The 13,743-nt window shown below is 56.6% G+C and carries 17 protein-coding genes and 1 riboswitch; of the genes, 6 read left to right on the plus strand and 11 right to left on the minus strand.

The window, feature by feature from the left end:
• The first annotated feature begins 134 nt into the window (after nt 1-134).
• Nucleotides 135-1,427: a nicotinate phosphoribosyltransferase gene (gene pncB / locus C1J02_RS01825; protein ID WP_114876880.1), complete on the plus strand. Its 1,293-nt coding sequence runs from the start codon at nt 135-137 to the stop codon at nt 1,425-1,427.
• A gap of 310 nt (nt 1,428-1,737) precedes the next feature.
• On the opposite strand, the gene C1J02_RS01835 is transcribed toward pncB, so the two are convergent.
• The 11 genes from C1J02_RS01835 to C1J02_RS01885 all read right to left on the minus strand — a co-directional run bounded on the left by C1J02_RS01835 (nt 1,738) and on the right by C1J02_RS01885 (nt 10,372).
• Nucleotides 1,738-2,235, minus strand: coding sequence for a DUF1772 domain-containing protein (locus C1J02_RS01835; protein WP_114876882.1), 498 nt, complete (start codon nt 2,233-2,235; stop codon nt 1,738-1,740).
• Nucleotides 2,236-2,297: 62 nt separating this feature from the next.
• Nucleotides 2,298-3,347 (minus strand): MBL fold metallo-hydrolase, encoded by a 1,050-nt coding sequence (locus C1J02_RS01840; RefSeq protein ID WP_162798206.1) that lies wholly within the window; start codon nt 3,345-3,347, stop codon nt 2,298-2,300.
• A 94-nt stretch (nt 3,348-3,441) separates the two neighbouring features.
• Nucleotides 3,442-4,461, minus strand: a complete 1,020-nt coding sequence (locus C1J02_RS01845; protein WP_114876884.1) for an AraC family transcriptional regulator — start codon at nt 4,459-4,461, stop codon at nt 3,442-3,444.
• A 75-nt stretch (nt 4,462-4,536) separates the two neighbouring features.
• Nucleotides 4,537-5,196 carry a DUF2461 domain-containing protein gene (locus C1J02_RS01850; protein WP_114876885.1) on the minus strand — a complete coding sequence of 220 codons (660 nt, stop codon included), beginning with the start codon at nt 5,194-5,196 and terminating at the stop codon, nt 4,537-4,539.
• A gap of 12 nt (nt 5,197-5,208) precedes the next feature.
• On the minus strand, nt 5,209-5,577 hold the full coding sequence (locus C1J02_RS01855; protein ID WP_217525268.1) for a TfoX/Sxy family protein: 369 nt from the start codon (nt 5,575-5,577) through the stop codon (nt 5,209-5,211).
• On the minus strand, nt 5,553-5,951 hold the full coding sequence (locus C1J02_RS01860; RefSeq protein ID WP_114876886.1) for an MAPEG family protein: 399 nt from the start codon (nt 5,949-5,951) through the stop codon (nt 5,553-5,555). Before C1J02_RS01860 ends, C1J02_RS01855 begins: the two co-directional genes overlap by 25 nt.
• A gap of 23 nt (nt 5,952-5,974) precedes the next feature.
• The gene (locus C1J02_RS01865; protein ID WP_162798207.1) at nt 5,975-6,361 is read right to left on the minus strand and encodes a VOC family protein; all 387 of its coding nucleotides are present in this window, start codon (nt 6,359-6,361) and stop codon (nt 5,975-5,977) included.
• 68 nt (nt 6,362-6,429) lie between these two features.
• Nucleotides 6,430-7,665 carry an RNA polymerase sigma factor gene (locus tag C1J02_RS01870; protein ID WP_114876888.1) on the minus strand — a complete coding sequence of 412 codons (1,236 nt, stop codon included), beginning with the start codon at nt 7,663-7,665 and terminating at the stop codon, nt 6,430-6,432.
• Nucleotides 7,666-7,668: 3 nt separating this feature from the next.
• Nucleotides 7,669-8,040, minus strand: a complete 372-nt coding sequence (locus C1J02_RS01875; protein WP_162798208.1) for a YciI family protein — start codon at nt 8,038-8,040, stop codon at nt 7,669-7,671.
• A gap of 305 nt (nt 8,041-8,345) precedes the next feature.
• Nucleotides 8,346-9,143: a Hint domain-containing protein gene (locus tag C1J02_RS01880; protein ID WP_162798209.1), complete on the minus strand. Its 798-nt coding sequence runs from the start codon at nt 9,141-9,143 to the stop codon at nt 8,346-8,348.
• A gap of 341 nt (nt 9,144-9,484) precedes the next feature.
• Nucleotides 9,485-10,372, minus strand: coding sequence for a DMT family transporter (locus tag C1J02_RS01885; protein ID WP_114876891.1), 888 nt, complete (start codon nt 10,370-10,372; stop codon nt 9,485-9,487).
• 146 nt (nt 10,373-10,518) lie between these two features.
• A riboswitch (cobalamin riboswitch) is annotated at nt 10,519-10,740 on the plus strand.
• Between the two features lie 35 nt (nt 10,741-10,775).
• Here C1J02_RS01885 and C1J02_RS01890 point away from each other — a divergent pair.
• From C1J02_RS01890 to cobW, 5 genes are all read left to right on the plus strand, one after another.
• A complete protein-coding gene (locus C1J02_RS01890; protein WP_114876892.1) occupies nt 10,776-10,946 on the plus strand; it encodes a CbtB-domain containing protein in 171 nt (56 codons plus the stop codon).
• Between the two features lie 134 nt (nt 10,947-11,080).
• A complete protein-coding gene (locus C1J02_RS01895; protein ID WP_114880315.1) occupies nt 11,081-11,767 on the plus strand; it encodes a CbtA family protein in 687 nt (228 codons plus the stop codon).
• Nucleotides 11,760-12,269 carry a hypothetical protein gene (locus C1J02_RS01900; protein ID WP_114876893.1) on the plus strand — a complete coding sequence of 170 codons (510 nt, stop codon included), beginning with the start codon at nt 11,760-11,762 and terminating at the stop codon, nt 12,267-12,269. Before C1J02_RS01895 ends, C1J02_RS01900 begins: the two co-directional genes overlap by 8 nt.
• 77 nt (nt 12,270-12,346) lie before the next feature.
• Nucleotides 12,347-12,709 (plus strand): DUF1636 domain-containing protein, encoded by a 363-nt coding sequence (locus C1J02_RS01905; RefSeq protein WP_114876894.1) that lies wholly within the window; start codon nt 12,347-12,349, stop codon nt 12,707-12,709.
• The gene (cobW, locus tag C1J02_RS01910) at nt 12,706-13,740 is read left to right on the plus strand and encodes a cobalamin biosynthesis protein CobW (protein WP_114876895.1); all 1,035 of its coding nucleotides are present in this window, start codon (nt 12,706-12,708) and stop codon (nt 13,738-13,740) included. Before C1J02_RS01905 ends, cobW begins: the two co-directional genes overlap by 4 nt.
• Nucleotides 13,741-13,743: the final 3 nt, after the last annotated feature.

The following is a 13,743-nucleotide window of genomic DNA, read 5'->3' on the forward strand; positions in this document are numbered from 1 at the left end:
TAAACTAAACCACTCGATTGATGGCCACGTAAATAGGGCCCTTTGATGAATTTATCCCTAAAAGAGGTCGCAATTGCCCTTGCCCTTGCAGGTCTCTCCTTGGCACAAACAATGGAATTACAAAGGAAAGATCAATGGTCGATATCGCGTCCCGCGTCTATAACCACAAGTGGAAGATCGACCCCATTGTGCGATCCTTGATTGACACGGATTTCTACAAACTGCTGATGTGCCAATCGGTTTTCCGCAACAAACCCGATACACAGGTCACGTTCAGTCTGATCAACCGCTCCAAACTCATCCCGCTGGCTGACCTGATCGACGAGGGCGAATTGAGAGAGCAGCTGGACCATATCCGGTCCCTGTCCCTCAGTCGGGGGGAATCCACCTGGCTGCGCGGTAACACGTTTTATGGCAAGCGCCAGATGTTCCGCCCTGATTTCATGGAGTGGTTCGAGGGGCTGCGCCTTCCGCCTTATCATCTTGAACGCAAAGGCGATCAGTATGAGCTGACGTTCGAAGGGTCCTGGCCTGAGGTTATGCTGTGGGAAATTCCTGCACTTGCTGTGTTGATGGAACTGCGCGGGCGTGCCGTTCTGAATTCAATGGGACGGTTTGAATTGCAGGTGCTTTATGCCCGCGCGATGACCCGCGTTTGGGAAAAGATTGAAACCTTGCGCGGTATTCCTGATTTGTCGATTGCGGATTTCGGGACCCGACGCCGCCACTCGTTTCTCTGGCAGGATTGGTGTGTTCAGGCCATGCGCGAAGGTCTGGGGGATGCATTTACAGGCACATCCAACTGCAAAATCGCGATGAGCCGTGAAGTTGAGGCCATTGGGACCAACGCCCACGAATTGCCAATGGTTTACGCCGCCCTTGCCAAAGACGACGCCGCCCTCGCGCAGGCCCCCTATGACGTCTTGCAGGACTGGCAGGACGAACACGAAGGCAACCTGCGCATTATCCTGCCGGACACCTATGGCACCAAGGGATTTCTGGACAACGCCCCCGATTGGCTGGCCGGTTGGACTGGCATCCGGGTCGACAGCGGCGATCCGGCACAGGCGGCGCAGATCGCAATAGACTGGTGGCGAGACCGGGGTGAGGACCCCGGCGAAAAGCGGGTGATTTTCAGCGATGGACTGGACGTCGAGAAGATCAGAGAGTTGCACACGGAATTTGCGGGCAAGGTGAAGGTGTCATTCGGCTGGGGCACATTACTGACCAATGATTTCCGCGGCCTGGTGCCGGATGATGCCTTGGCCCCGTTCAGCCTTGTCTGCAAGGCGGTTGCGGCAAACGGCCAGCCGACAGTGAAACTGTCGGACAACCCCAACAAAGCGATGGGACCAGCGGACCAGATCGAGCGCTACAAACGGGTGTTTGGCGTGGGCAAGCAAGCCGCGCAAAAGGTTGTGGTTTGAAAAATGCGCAACGCGGTGCAGCCGGTTTTCCGCGGCAGTCGAGAATCGGTTCGTAAACGCCTTATTTTTATGAGAAACCCTGTGCTGCATCGCGACAGTAAAGTGTCGGTATTGCGTCGGTAACAGCAACGGTTTTCGGAGAATTCGCCCGGTCAACCCGGTGTGCGGTGGGGTTTATCACGCAAGGGTTAATGGCGGTGGTGAGGACGAAGTGAGGTTTTGCTGCCAACGAGATAAACCAGCCCGGCAAGTGCCAAGCCGACGCCAAACGCACGTGCGAACAGACCAGATCGCCAGACGAGTGCGCCCATCAGCACGCAGTTGCCTCCAAGGCCAATCCGCACAAAAGAAGGGCAGAAGAAACCGCACATGCCAACGTTCGCACGGTGTTCCAGAACGTCCAGAGAGGCACATAGGTTTGGGTCCAATAGTCATGAGTCGCGCTGCCGTCCAGTTCCATTCCGGCGAGTGTTTCGTTCATCGGCACATTGAAGAGAAGCGTCACGCCAAAGCATCCAAAAAGGTACGTTAGGCCTGCGACAGCCATGAACACGCTGACCGGTCCATCCAAGTGGGTTGCGGTGTATCCGACGATGATCAACGAGATGGGCACCAGACCTAGAAAGAGCGTCATGAACACCCAACGAAAGACCTCGCGGTTGATGACTTGCATTGCTTGAACACCTTCCACACCGCTGGTCTTGGCAAGGGAGCGCATGATGAAATCGGAAAATGCCAGGAACACGCCGCCCACAAATGCATAAGCGAGAACGGCGAATTGAATGAGGATGAATAACCAGAGTGACATTGGGCAAGCCCTTCGATGTGAGTTGAGGATGGTCCGGGGCGCATTTCTGCGCCCCGCTGTGGTCAGTGCATCACCGCGTAAAGAAGTGCTGTTTCACAGTGGCTATCGGCCCAGAGATCAACCACCGAAAGCTTGTCTTCCCAACGGTCAATAATCTTCTGCGCACAATCGTCGCGGATGCCCTCCATAGCGACGCGATAAGCCAGATTTGCGTTTTGAAATTCGACAGCTTCAAACCCGTTCATGAAACGATCATTGAAGCCTGACATCAGATTGTAGACCGTGGTTCTTACATCAAATGCGTAGTCGCGTGCGGCCACGACGTCCTGACGGTTGCCAAGTATGGACACGTGCCCAGAGAGGAAGTGTTCGAAGTCGTATTCTAGGAAAGTCGCAAAACTTTCGAAATAGGCATTCACGTTTGTCGTAGCGCCAAAGTTCATGAACGGTGCCTCGCCCGGTGTGATCGTATCGATTGCCATAAGAAACTTTTGGTCCGGCAAATAGATCATCACGTCGGTGTCTTCGGCATGGTAATTGGCCGTTTGAAGCTGGATGTCCACGCCGCCGATTGACAGGTCCAATGCAGAATCGAAGACCTGCGTTGGTGTAAGAACGCCTTCAAGATGGAACTTCTCAAGCGTTTCAGCCACTTCAGCAGCGGCGACAATTTCCAGTCCGGGGATGTCGGCGAAAAAGTGACCGCCGCCGTTATGATCACGGTGGCCATGGCTCATGATCAGATGGGTAATTGGGGCATCCGGGGCAGTCATCGCTATGGCTTTGCGCAGGTTTGCTCCAAAGCTGGGCGGCGCGTCCAGAACCACGACACCATCGTCGGTCACCACAAATGCGGATTGATAGACGAGGTCGGTTACAAAGAAGAGCCCCGGTTCGATCTCGCTTACGTGCAAGCCGATTTCGGTGTTGATCGTCGAAGCCCGCGCCCGCATTTGCGGCAACTCCGGAGCGAAATTTCGGAAGCTGTCAGGATGGTTGGAGTCAAGCGAGATAGTATTTGCGAGGTTGTGGTCAGTCTCTGCCAATGACGGCACTGCCGATGCAAGCCCGACGACACAGGCAACGGCCGCGAATGTGAGGGAAGTATGCATTTTGGGTCTCCCAGGTTTGAATGCGATGACCATGGGATAGGGGATCAGTGATTTGCAGTATTGGCTGATCCAGCCAACAAATTGACCAAAGCGGTCAGGGTGCCGCCGCGGGTCTGTTCTGTGCTTTGCGGTATTTCGCCGGTGTATCACCAGCCCAACGCTTGAAGGCACGGTTGAAAGAGCTTTGCTCTGAAAACCCTGTCAGGAATGCGACTTCCGCGATTGAATACCGCTCGTCACACAATAAACCCTCAGCCAATTCCTGTCGTGTTTCCTCAGTCAGAGTTCGAAAGGTCATGCCATCGTTTGCCAAGCGTCGATGCAACGACCGGACACTCATGCCGAGGTTACGCGCCACGTCTTCCATTTTTGGTACCCCTTCGCTTAACGCACGTGCAATTACATCCCGGGTTCGTTCATTCAGCGACTTTGTGTGGGTTATCTGTGCGAGTTCCTGATCGAGATGCTGCTGCAGGAATTGCGTGATACCTTCATCGCCAAGCTTGTTGGCCCGGTTAATACTTTCAGCCGAAATCAGAATTGCATCGCGGTCTGAACCGAAAAAGACCGGACAGCCAAAGTAAGCTTCGTGATGTACAATTATGTCTGGCCGGGGATGGGTGAAATGGACTTCAAGTGGCGTGAACGCGCCGTCTTGAGACACTTCTCGCGCTATTGCGGTCGCACTTGCAATTGTCGCTTCATTGGACAACCGCAGCCCCAACCGGCGGGCTCCAGGTCGGTGCAGCGCGAACCATGTGTTTACCCCGTCAGGCTCCAGTTCGTAGGCGACAACGCTTGTCCAGAGGCGGGCGTAACGCACCACACGGGAATACGATCCAAAGAGCGTTGGAGCCGCCTTGAACGCAAGTCCCAACGCACCATAGTCATCACATCGCATCGATGCACCGGTTCGCAACGGCAATTGCGTTGCGTCGATTTCGCCCGCGATTCTCTCTAGCAGATCGTAATACGCAGATGCCAAAACCATAACTTTGGGATCAGCCTTGGCATTCGGATCAAGGCCAACAGATTGAAGCAAGGCTGCGGCATCGACACCACTACCTGCAGTCGCCACCATCTTGCGTACAAAAAGTGAAGTCACAGCATCCATGGACGCCATCATAATGTGGCTGTGGCGATTGTCACTTTTCCAACGCTGACTTTTGCTGCAGCGCAACGGTCGCGGTTAAAGCACCTGAGACAACAGATGATAGACCGGCAGCAGGGTTTCAAACTCCGCAATCGTGCGATCAACAAGATCCGCTTTGGTGACAAACGCCGGATCGTCTTTATCAATCCAGGCCGCAAAACCTTTGCGCCGAAGCGCTTCGCCATTGGGATGATCCTTTTCAAAGCCGGGAGGTACCCGTTTCAGTTCGGGTTCCCCAATGCGGATCCCTTTTTCGCACAGTTCCGCACTGAGGCTGATCAGGTCTGATCCCATGGGTCCCGCCATTGCGGCACGAAAGTCGGTCAGCGTATCCTTGGGGTATTGAAAAACACCGCAGCCAAGCGAGAGCTTTTCAGATGAGACGCCAAAGAACCACATTGGCGGTTGGCCCGCCCGGCCCACGGGTATCAACGCGATGTGTAAATGCGCGTTGTACGGCGTTTTGTCCTTCGAAAAACGGATATCGCGATTGATCCGAAAGATCTTGCTGTCGTGGCTATGGCCGGTCAACGCGCCAAGCCTTCGCGCCAGGTGTGCTGCGAATTGCTTGCCGGGTTCCTTGAGATGTGCCTCATAGGACGCTTTGTTGGCAGCGAACCATTCTCTGGTGTTGTTTTTCTTAAGGTCACTCAAGTACCTGATCGCCTCTGGTGAAAATGCGCGAAATGTCTCCATGTGTTCCTCCGTTCATGTCTTTGCAGGCAGTGCGGCGGCATGGTCCAAGCATAGGTGAAGCCAGCGCCGAAGTGCTGATTCATCACAATCATGTGCGTCGACGCGTACGAACCCTCCCAGCTTTCGGGTGCCGTGGACCACCTCTTGCGCATCAGGGTCCCTGAGCGCGGTTGCCTGGTTCGCCTTGCCCACCCGAAACATGAACCGGCCGATGCCGTCCTGATGACGCCGCGCCCCGCAGAGCATGTTGCCATTCAAGAAAAAGCAAAGCCCGCCCATCATCTTTTTCTCAGAGATGCCCACGTGCGCGGCAAGCGCGTCGCGTATGCGCCGATTGAGGTGTTCATCAATGGGCATCAGAAAGACAAACCAAGTTGCCATAGGATCGTGATCGAGAGCACGAGCATTGTGGCTGTTGTCAGCCCGGCCCCGATCGCACGGCCCTTGCTGTCCGCTGCGGCGCGCAGGCCGAAATAATGGATAAGTCGCGCCAACAGCAGTGCTGCACCACACAGGGCGACCAGCCAGGGCGCAGCCCCTGCAATTTCCGCCCCTGCAAGCGCCAGAAGGGCAAGCGGTACATATTCCACAAAGTTCCCGTGTGCCCGCATAAGCCGCAACAGGTCAGCGTTGTCTCCATGCAGCAGCAGGATACCGGTTCTGGCGCGCTTTACGCCAACAGCAATCGCCATGGGTATGCTCATCAGGACAAACACGGCGGTCACACCTAGCGCGATCCTAGGGATATCTTCCATCTGATCCTTCCTTTCTCGGGGGCCTAGGTGGCCATGCTTTCGTATGTGATCAGCGCGAACCGCGCGCCCTGCGGATCGGTCAGGGTTGCCATGCGGCCAACGCCCGGCATATCCATTGCGGGCTGAACGACCGCGGCACCCTTGGCCTCAGCCTTGGCCACACCCGCATCAACATCCGCAACCGTGAAAAAGATCGTCCAGCTTCCGGTATCTTCCGGCATGGGCGAGAAGCCCCCGATGGCCGTCTCTCCGACAACAGCAGCCGAATAGCTTGATCCGTCCTGCATCGGCATGTCGTTGATCGTCCAGCCCAGCACATCCTGATAAAAGGCCTTGGCCTTTCCCTGATCAGGGCCGGAATGGCCGATCCAGCCGGAATTGCCGATGGTGGTCATGTCAAGAATACTCATGGTCATCTCCCTTGGTTGCGCCCGCCACATGCGGGTCTGATTCAAGGACGGATGAACGACGGGCTTCCCTACAACCGCTTCAATTCTTTTTTGCTGATTGCGATTTTATCTTTGACAGCAACGCGTTCAGGTGCAGTGGGTGCAAGTGTCAGGACGGACTGGAATGCCAAAATCGCCCCTTGATGGTCCTCTACCTCCTGCAAAAGCGCGCCGCGCATTGCATGAAACCAACGATATTCCGACAAATCCTCGGCCAAGGGTTCCATCGCTTTCAGGGCGAATTCAGGACCATGGAGTTTGGCCTGCACCGCAATTTGATTGAGGCGTATGACAGGGGTCGGTTGAAGCGCATTAAGCGCGGCATAATGGCTCTCAATCAGCGCCCAGTCTGTATCATCTGACGACGACGCACGTGCATGCGCAGCAGCGATTGCGGCCTGGATGATGTAAACACCGTGATGATTGATACGTTGGGCCTTTTGCAGCAGGGCCGTTGCCTCGGCGATATCTTTGCGGTCCCACTTCGTTCGATCCTGATCATCGAGTGCGACGAGCTTCCCTTCCGGATCGATCCGAGCCTCCCTTCGCGCGTGCTGCAACAACATCAGCGCCAAGAGGGCGGCCTGTTCGCCCATGGCTGGAAACAGCGCGACAAGCAGTCGGGCCAAGCGGATTGCCTCCTCGCACAGCGTCAGTTTCATCTGCGAGGGTCCTGCCGACGTTGACCACCCTTCGTTGAACATCAGGTAGATCATCAAGGAGACTTCACCCAGCCGCGCGCCACGTTCTGCCGGGCTTGGGGTTCCAAAGGCGATGGCACTGCTGGCGATCTTCTTTTTGGCACGGGTGATCCGTTGTTCCATGGTCTTGGGTTTGATCAGGAAAGCCCGGGCAATCTCTTCCACGGCAAGGCCAGCGATGATCCGAAGCGCGAGGGCAATCTGATCCCGCCGGTCCAGTTCCGGATGGCAGCAGATAAAAAGCAGCCGCAGCACATCGTCACGCATTTCGTTGGGGTCAGGCATTTCCGCAGGCACCGGCTGAAACTCCTCATTGTGGCGCGACAGGATGGCGGCCCGGCGCTGCGATGTGCGCAGACTATCCAGCCCGGCATTCCGGGCCGTCGCAAGCAACCAAGCCAATGGGTCACGCGGTGCCCCGTCCTGTGTCCAGACGGTGAGCGCCTTGAGGCAGGCGTCGGCAAAGGCCTCCTCAGCGACGTCGATATCGCGGAAAATCCGCGTCAGCGCCGCAATGGCCCTTGGGCGCTTTTGCGCAAAGGTGGCCTCCAACCAGTCAGACATTGGCTATTCCGATGAAATTGCACCTCCGGCCCAAGCCACCGGTCGGACTTCCAGGCGGGCGATGGGTGACGATATCATTTTTGCGTATTCCAAGGCTTCGTTAAGGTCTTTGAAATCCGCGGCATAAAAGCCCAGAAAATTCTCCTTGGTGTCGGAAAACGGGCCGTCGGTGATAAGCGGACGGCTGCCCTTTGACGTCGCAGGTTCAACCATCACCGCTGACGTTGGCGGCATAAGTTTCATCGACACGAACTTTCCCCGCTTCTTCAGCGCCGCCTGAAGCGCGCCATGCCCCGACATGACTTCATCCTGACGGTCCTTGGGAAGCGCTTCAAACACGCCCGCCTCACCGTAAATCGTGATTGCATAGATCATTTCTACCTCCGCAGTTTCGTGACATGCTGCAAGGACGCGCGACAACATGCAAATCCGACAACGCGGCAGGCTTTCGCGGCGCATACCGGACATTCGTCGCGATAGTCGACAGCCGTCCCGAAGCGGTCGTTGATCGTTGGCACCGTAAAAAAGGTAACACAAAGAGCGAGAAGTGGACTTGATCGGATTTCGCTGCGGTCGCACCAAAGGCTGCTGTCAGGTTAGCATCGCTGTCGAAAAGTTTGAGCGTTGAAAAACCCGTTGGGCCGTGCCAACCGCAACGCATTTGCGCGCCAAGTCGTATTTCAGATCCTCTGGTTCTGCAGACAATTGCGGAAAAATTTCCTGCAATTCCTGCTGCACCCCATATTTTGACGCACCCTCCGTAAATTCAAAAAACCCTTGGCGGGGACCAGCGCCTTGGTCAGACCCATGGCCGTGGACAACACACCATCGGTAATGAGCATCCGGTGTTGAGGCGATACGATTAGAGTGCGTTTGGGGTGGCCTGACCCCAGAGCACAGGCCTTGATTTCTATCGGTTTGCGTTTCTCTGGAGAGGCAGGGAATGTGAGCGTCCGCCTCATGACCAATCGGATCGCACGTGGTCCGTGATCCATCGTGGTCACCAGATCGCCCTTGCGCAGATTTTCGTCGGGCGTCTCACCTTGCGACGTCAGAATCAACGTTCCCGCCGCAAAGCAGACGACACCCTCGTTGGAAAAGCTGCTGTAGCTGGTCGAATTCGGATTTGTGACACTTGTGACCGTGTATGGAACGCCCAGTTCCGGGGCCGGATCATGGAAGATGTAGTAGTAGGAATTGCTGGACGCGATATAGATTTCGGTGATGCGATAGGTATTGGTGCCGTCGGTCAGGGTGATTTCATCACGGGGCTGAACCTGGCCGGACGCTTCGGGATTGCCGAATTCGTCGTAGACGATCACGGTTTGACTGGAATCCTCGTCGCCCCGGTCGTCGGTTCCGTGCTGGAGACTCGTGTCGGTATCGGTGATCGAAATCAGGTGATCTGTGGGGATGGTAAATGTGATCGTGTCCCCGTTGGTCGGGCTCCCGCCCGGCAAAAGTGACCTGATTATCATCTTAACCTGAGTAGTTGTACGTCGCCATGACATCGGTAGATATCGATGAAGGGTTTCGATTGCGCATAGCTTGCTTGTCATTGCAGAGCCAAATCAGGACCTTCTGGAAAAATGTGTTCGTTTGACGTGCAACGCTGGATAAGGGAGGCGTTGCAGCGTTGGTCACCGGTATTTGAGGTGCCAAGGGAAGCGAGAAATTACCATGAAGGCCAAGGCAGCGATTGTCAGAAACGTTGATGCGCTCGACAGGAAGGCACCGACATTGGTGCAAACCGCAGCATTCTGCGAAAATAATTTTCGCACAGCCCTTCATCGCGACCCGCATCATAAGCCGTCGCTCCTCATCCCCGTCGCTGTGCGCGTTCGCGCCAGACGATGACCAGACCACCGAGGATGATCAGCAATGCGCCCGGAAACAGCTCGCTCCACGGGGCCTCATCGTAAAACAACCAACCGAACACAAAGGCGAAGGGGATACCGAAATAGCTGAACGGGGCGAGGTTGCTTTGCTCTGTCATCCTGTACGCGGCGATCAGCAGCAACACCGCTGAGCCGCCAAAAGCGCCCATGCCGATGATCCACAGCAGGTCGGTGGGGGATTGAAGGGGCGTAAAGCCTTGTGTGAATGCTGCGAGGATCAGCGACCCAACGACCGCGACGCCGGACGAATATAGATTGATCAGGGCCGTCGGCACCTCATGGTCCATCATACGCGCGGTGATCCCGGTAAGTGCATAACAGGCCGCTGCGGCCAGCGGCAGCAGGGCGGCAGGTGTGAACGTGTCCCGCCCCGGCCCCACGATCATGATCACGCCGACAAAGCCGATCAGCACCGCGGCCCAACGGGCGGCCCCCACCTGTTCACGCAGCAAAGGCACGGCAAGTGCTACCATAAACAGCGCATTGGCATAGGTGATCGTGGAGGCGGTGGCAAAGCTGAGCAGCCCCAGCGACAGGTAAAAGAAGTATTGCGCAAAGGTCAGGATCGCCCCGCGGTTCAGCGCCAGACGCCATTGTCGCACGCGCATTTGCCGACCGCGCACATGCCAGTCAGCTGACCACCACAGCGCGATGGCCGCCGGGATAAGCCCAAACAAGTTACGATAGGCAGACAGTTCGGCCGCGCCATAATTCCCGGACAGATGTTTGATGATCAGCCCCATTGCGTCAAACAGGACCAGCGCCAGCAAGGAGTAAAGGATCGCAAGTGTGGTCCGGTTTGTCGGCATGGAGCTTTCGATTTTCAGAGATTCGGACGAAGCGAGGCGGCCCGTGATTGCGTATATATGAGTGACAACTGCCTCAGAGACCAGAAAAGAAGCGCTTCTGGTCTGTATGGCGTCGCAAATCCACCTTGCGTTTGGAGATGCAAAATGCGTAATTGGGGGCGCTTGGTGTTCCGAAAAGCGCCGTTTGGTGTGGGACCGAAAAGGGAATTCAGTAAGGGCCGCTGCATGCAGCACCCGAAGCCGAAGCCGCCCCCGCGACTGTAAGCGGTGAGCCAAGGCCCAATAGCCACTTGTTCATATGGACAGGGAAGGCGGGCCAAGGCCACGACCCGCGAGCCAGGAGACCTGCCAGGCGAGAATGAAACGCAACATGCCGTCGGGTGTGACGGTAAGGAGTACGACAATGACCACGATGACAAAAACGCTTAGCGCCAGCCGCGCACGATTTTTTCCAGCCCTGTTTGCTGCGATGATCGGCGTTGCCGTGATTTCGCTGACCGGCCATGTACAGGCAGCAGCCCTGCATGACGCGGCACATGATGTGCGCCATGCGACAGGCTTTCCCTGCCACTGATCATTTTTAGGTGCGTGTTTGAGGCGGGCTTGTCGATGGACAATGCCTGACCCATTGCGTTTGTGCAGACGTCAATCTGGCCAACCTGCCACACGCGATTGATCGCGCGGTACGATCATATCGAGGATACATTCATGTTTCAGAGGTTTCTGATAACATCGCTGTTTGCAGGTGCAGCGGCGGGCCTGATTGCGGGCATCTTGCAATTGATGTTTGTGCAGCCTGTGTTGCTGCACGCAGAGCTTTATGAAAGCGGTGCGCTGGTCCATTTCGGCGCAACCCCGCCAAGCGCGCATCCAGAATTATCCGGCTTTGATACCGTGCGTGATGGGCTGAGCCTGATTTTCACCATGCTGACCTATACCGGTTATACGCTGGTTCTGGTCGCCTTGATGAGCATTGCCGAAGAACGCGGCGCGCAGATTGACGGCCGCACAGGCATCCTGTGGGGCATCGCGGGTTTTGTGACCTTTCATTTCGCGCCGGGCCTGAGCCTTGCCCCGGAAGTGCCGGGTGTCGCCGCCGCAGATATCGGTGCCCGCCAGATATGGTGGTGGGGCACGGTGGTTGCTGCCGGGATCGCGATGTGGTTGCTGGCCTTTGGCCACAGTTGGACGATGTGGGGCGTCGCCGTGATCTTTTTGGCGGCTCCGCACATGATCGGCGCACCGGAACCCGACTACTTTGCCGGATCGGTCCCGCCAGAGATCGCGGCCCTTTTTGCGGCCCGCGCCTTTGGTGTTGGTCTGGCAGCCTGGGTTCTGATCGGTTCATTTGCGGGCTATTTCTGGCAACGTGAAGGGGCGCGGGAGAATGGATAGAAGTCTTGCGCTTTTCGCGATTGGCCTGATCTTTGGCGGCGGTATCGGATTTGTCGTTGCGGCAGGAAACGGCATTACGTTTGACGGCCATGATCACGCGGACACAGCAGCGCATGCTGATACAGACGTGGCAACTGCGCATGAAAACATGGACCATAGCGCGGCGCATGACACACCGATTGATGTGCCATCCGAGGATGCGCCAAAGGTATCACTGATGCTGATGGCCGATCCGATGGCGGGTTATAACCTGCATGTCACTGTTGAAAATTTCGTATTTCATCCCGAGGGTGCCAGCCTTGCCGCGGTTCCCGGTCAGGGCCATGCACATGTTTATGTAAATGGTGAAAAACTGTCGCGTCTTTATGGCGAGTGGATGCATATTGCCGCTTTGCCCAAAGGCGACGTGACTGTTGAAGTATCTCTCAACAGTAATGACCACCGACCGCTAGCTGTCGATGGCACACCGATTTCTGCCAGCACCACGCTAACCGTTGAATAGCCGGGCGCAACTTGCCCGACACCCCTCAATAGGATAGGCCGCAGGCTTGATCCGCACCCTGCTTTAGGACGTACCCGATGACCGTTACCCTCCACGTCTGCACCACCTGTCGCGCCGGCGAAGTGCTTGAAGAAGACGCGCCGCGCCCCGGTGCGTTGCTGCATGCCGCACTTACGGGTGCCACGGCACCTGAAGGGGTCAATATCGTCGGTGTTGAGTGCCTGTCTGCCTGTTCGCAAGGGGCGGCGGTGGCATTGTCGGAACCGGGCAAATGGACCTATGTCTATGGCCGTCTGACCAAGGATGACGCCGGCGATATCCTGGCTGGCGCTGCCGCCTATGCCGCGACCACCGACGGCCTTGTGCCATGGCGCGAGCGCCCCGTGATTTTCCGCAAACAAAGCCTTGCCCGTATTCCGCCAATGGAGCTGCCCAAATGACCGATCTTGCCAAAATTCCCGTAACCGTGATCACCGGCTTTTTGGGGTCCGGGAAAACCACGTTGATCCGCCATTTGATGACCCATTCCAAAGGCCGCCGATTGGCGGTTTTGGTCAATGAATTTGGCACCGTTGGTGTCGATGGTGATATCCTCAAATCCTGCGCGGACGAGGATTGCCCGGCAGAGAACATCGTCGAGCTGGCGAATGGCTGTATCTGTTGCACTGTGGCGGATGATTTCATCCCCACGATTGAGGCGTTGATGGCTATGCCGACGCGGCCTGATCATATTTTGATCGAAACGTCGGGCCTGGCGCTGCCCAAGCCGTTGCTAAAGGCATTTGATTGGCCTGCGATCCGGTCCAAGATCACGGTCGACGGGGTGATTGCGCTGGCTGATGCCGAAGCGGTGGCGGCAGGCACTTTTGCCGCTGATGTTGCGGCGGTGGATGCGCAGCGCTTGTCGGATGATAGTATTGATCATGAAACACCGCTGTCCGAAGTGTTCGAGGATCAGATTTCTTGCGCTGACATCATTCTGATGTCCAAGGCCGATCTGGCTGGCACGGATGGCCTTGCCGCTGCGCGCAAGGTGATTGAGGCGGAAAGCCCGCGCAAAATTCCAATTCTCGAAATGAGCGAAGGCGTGATCGACCCCAATGTCGTGCTGGGCCTGAATGCGCAGGCTGAAGATGACCTGGCGGCGCGGCCCTCGCATCATGACGGACACGATGACCACGAACACGATGACTTTGAAACCGTGGTGATCCCGATGCCCGAGGTGGAAGATGTTGAAGCCTTGGTGAAATCCATCGAACGGCTGGCACAAGAACAGCATATCCTGCGCGTCAAGGGATACGTGGCCGTGACAGGCAAACCTATGCGTCTGCTGGTTCAGGCCGTGGGCGCGCGGGTACGGCACCAGTTTGATCGGCCGTGGGGCAGTGACATGCGGGCAGGGCATCTGGTGGTGATTGGCGAACATGATCACGTGGATCCCGCCAAAATTCGCGCGACGCTGGGTGCCTGACCC

This window comes from Sulfitobacter sp. SK011 (assembly GCF_003352065.1).
Classification (GTDB): Bacteria; Pseudomonadota; Alphaproteobacteria; order Rhodobacterales; family Rhodobacteraceae; genus Sulfitobacter.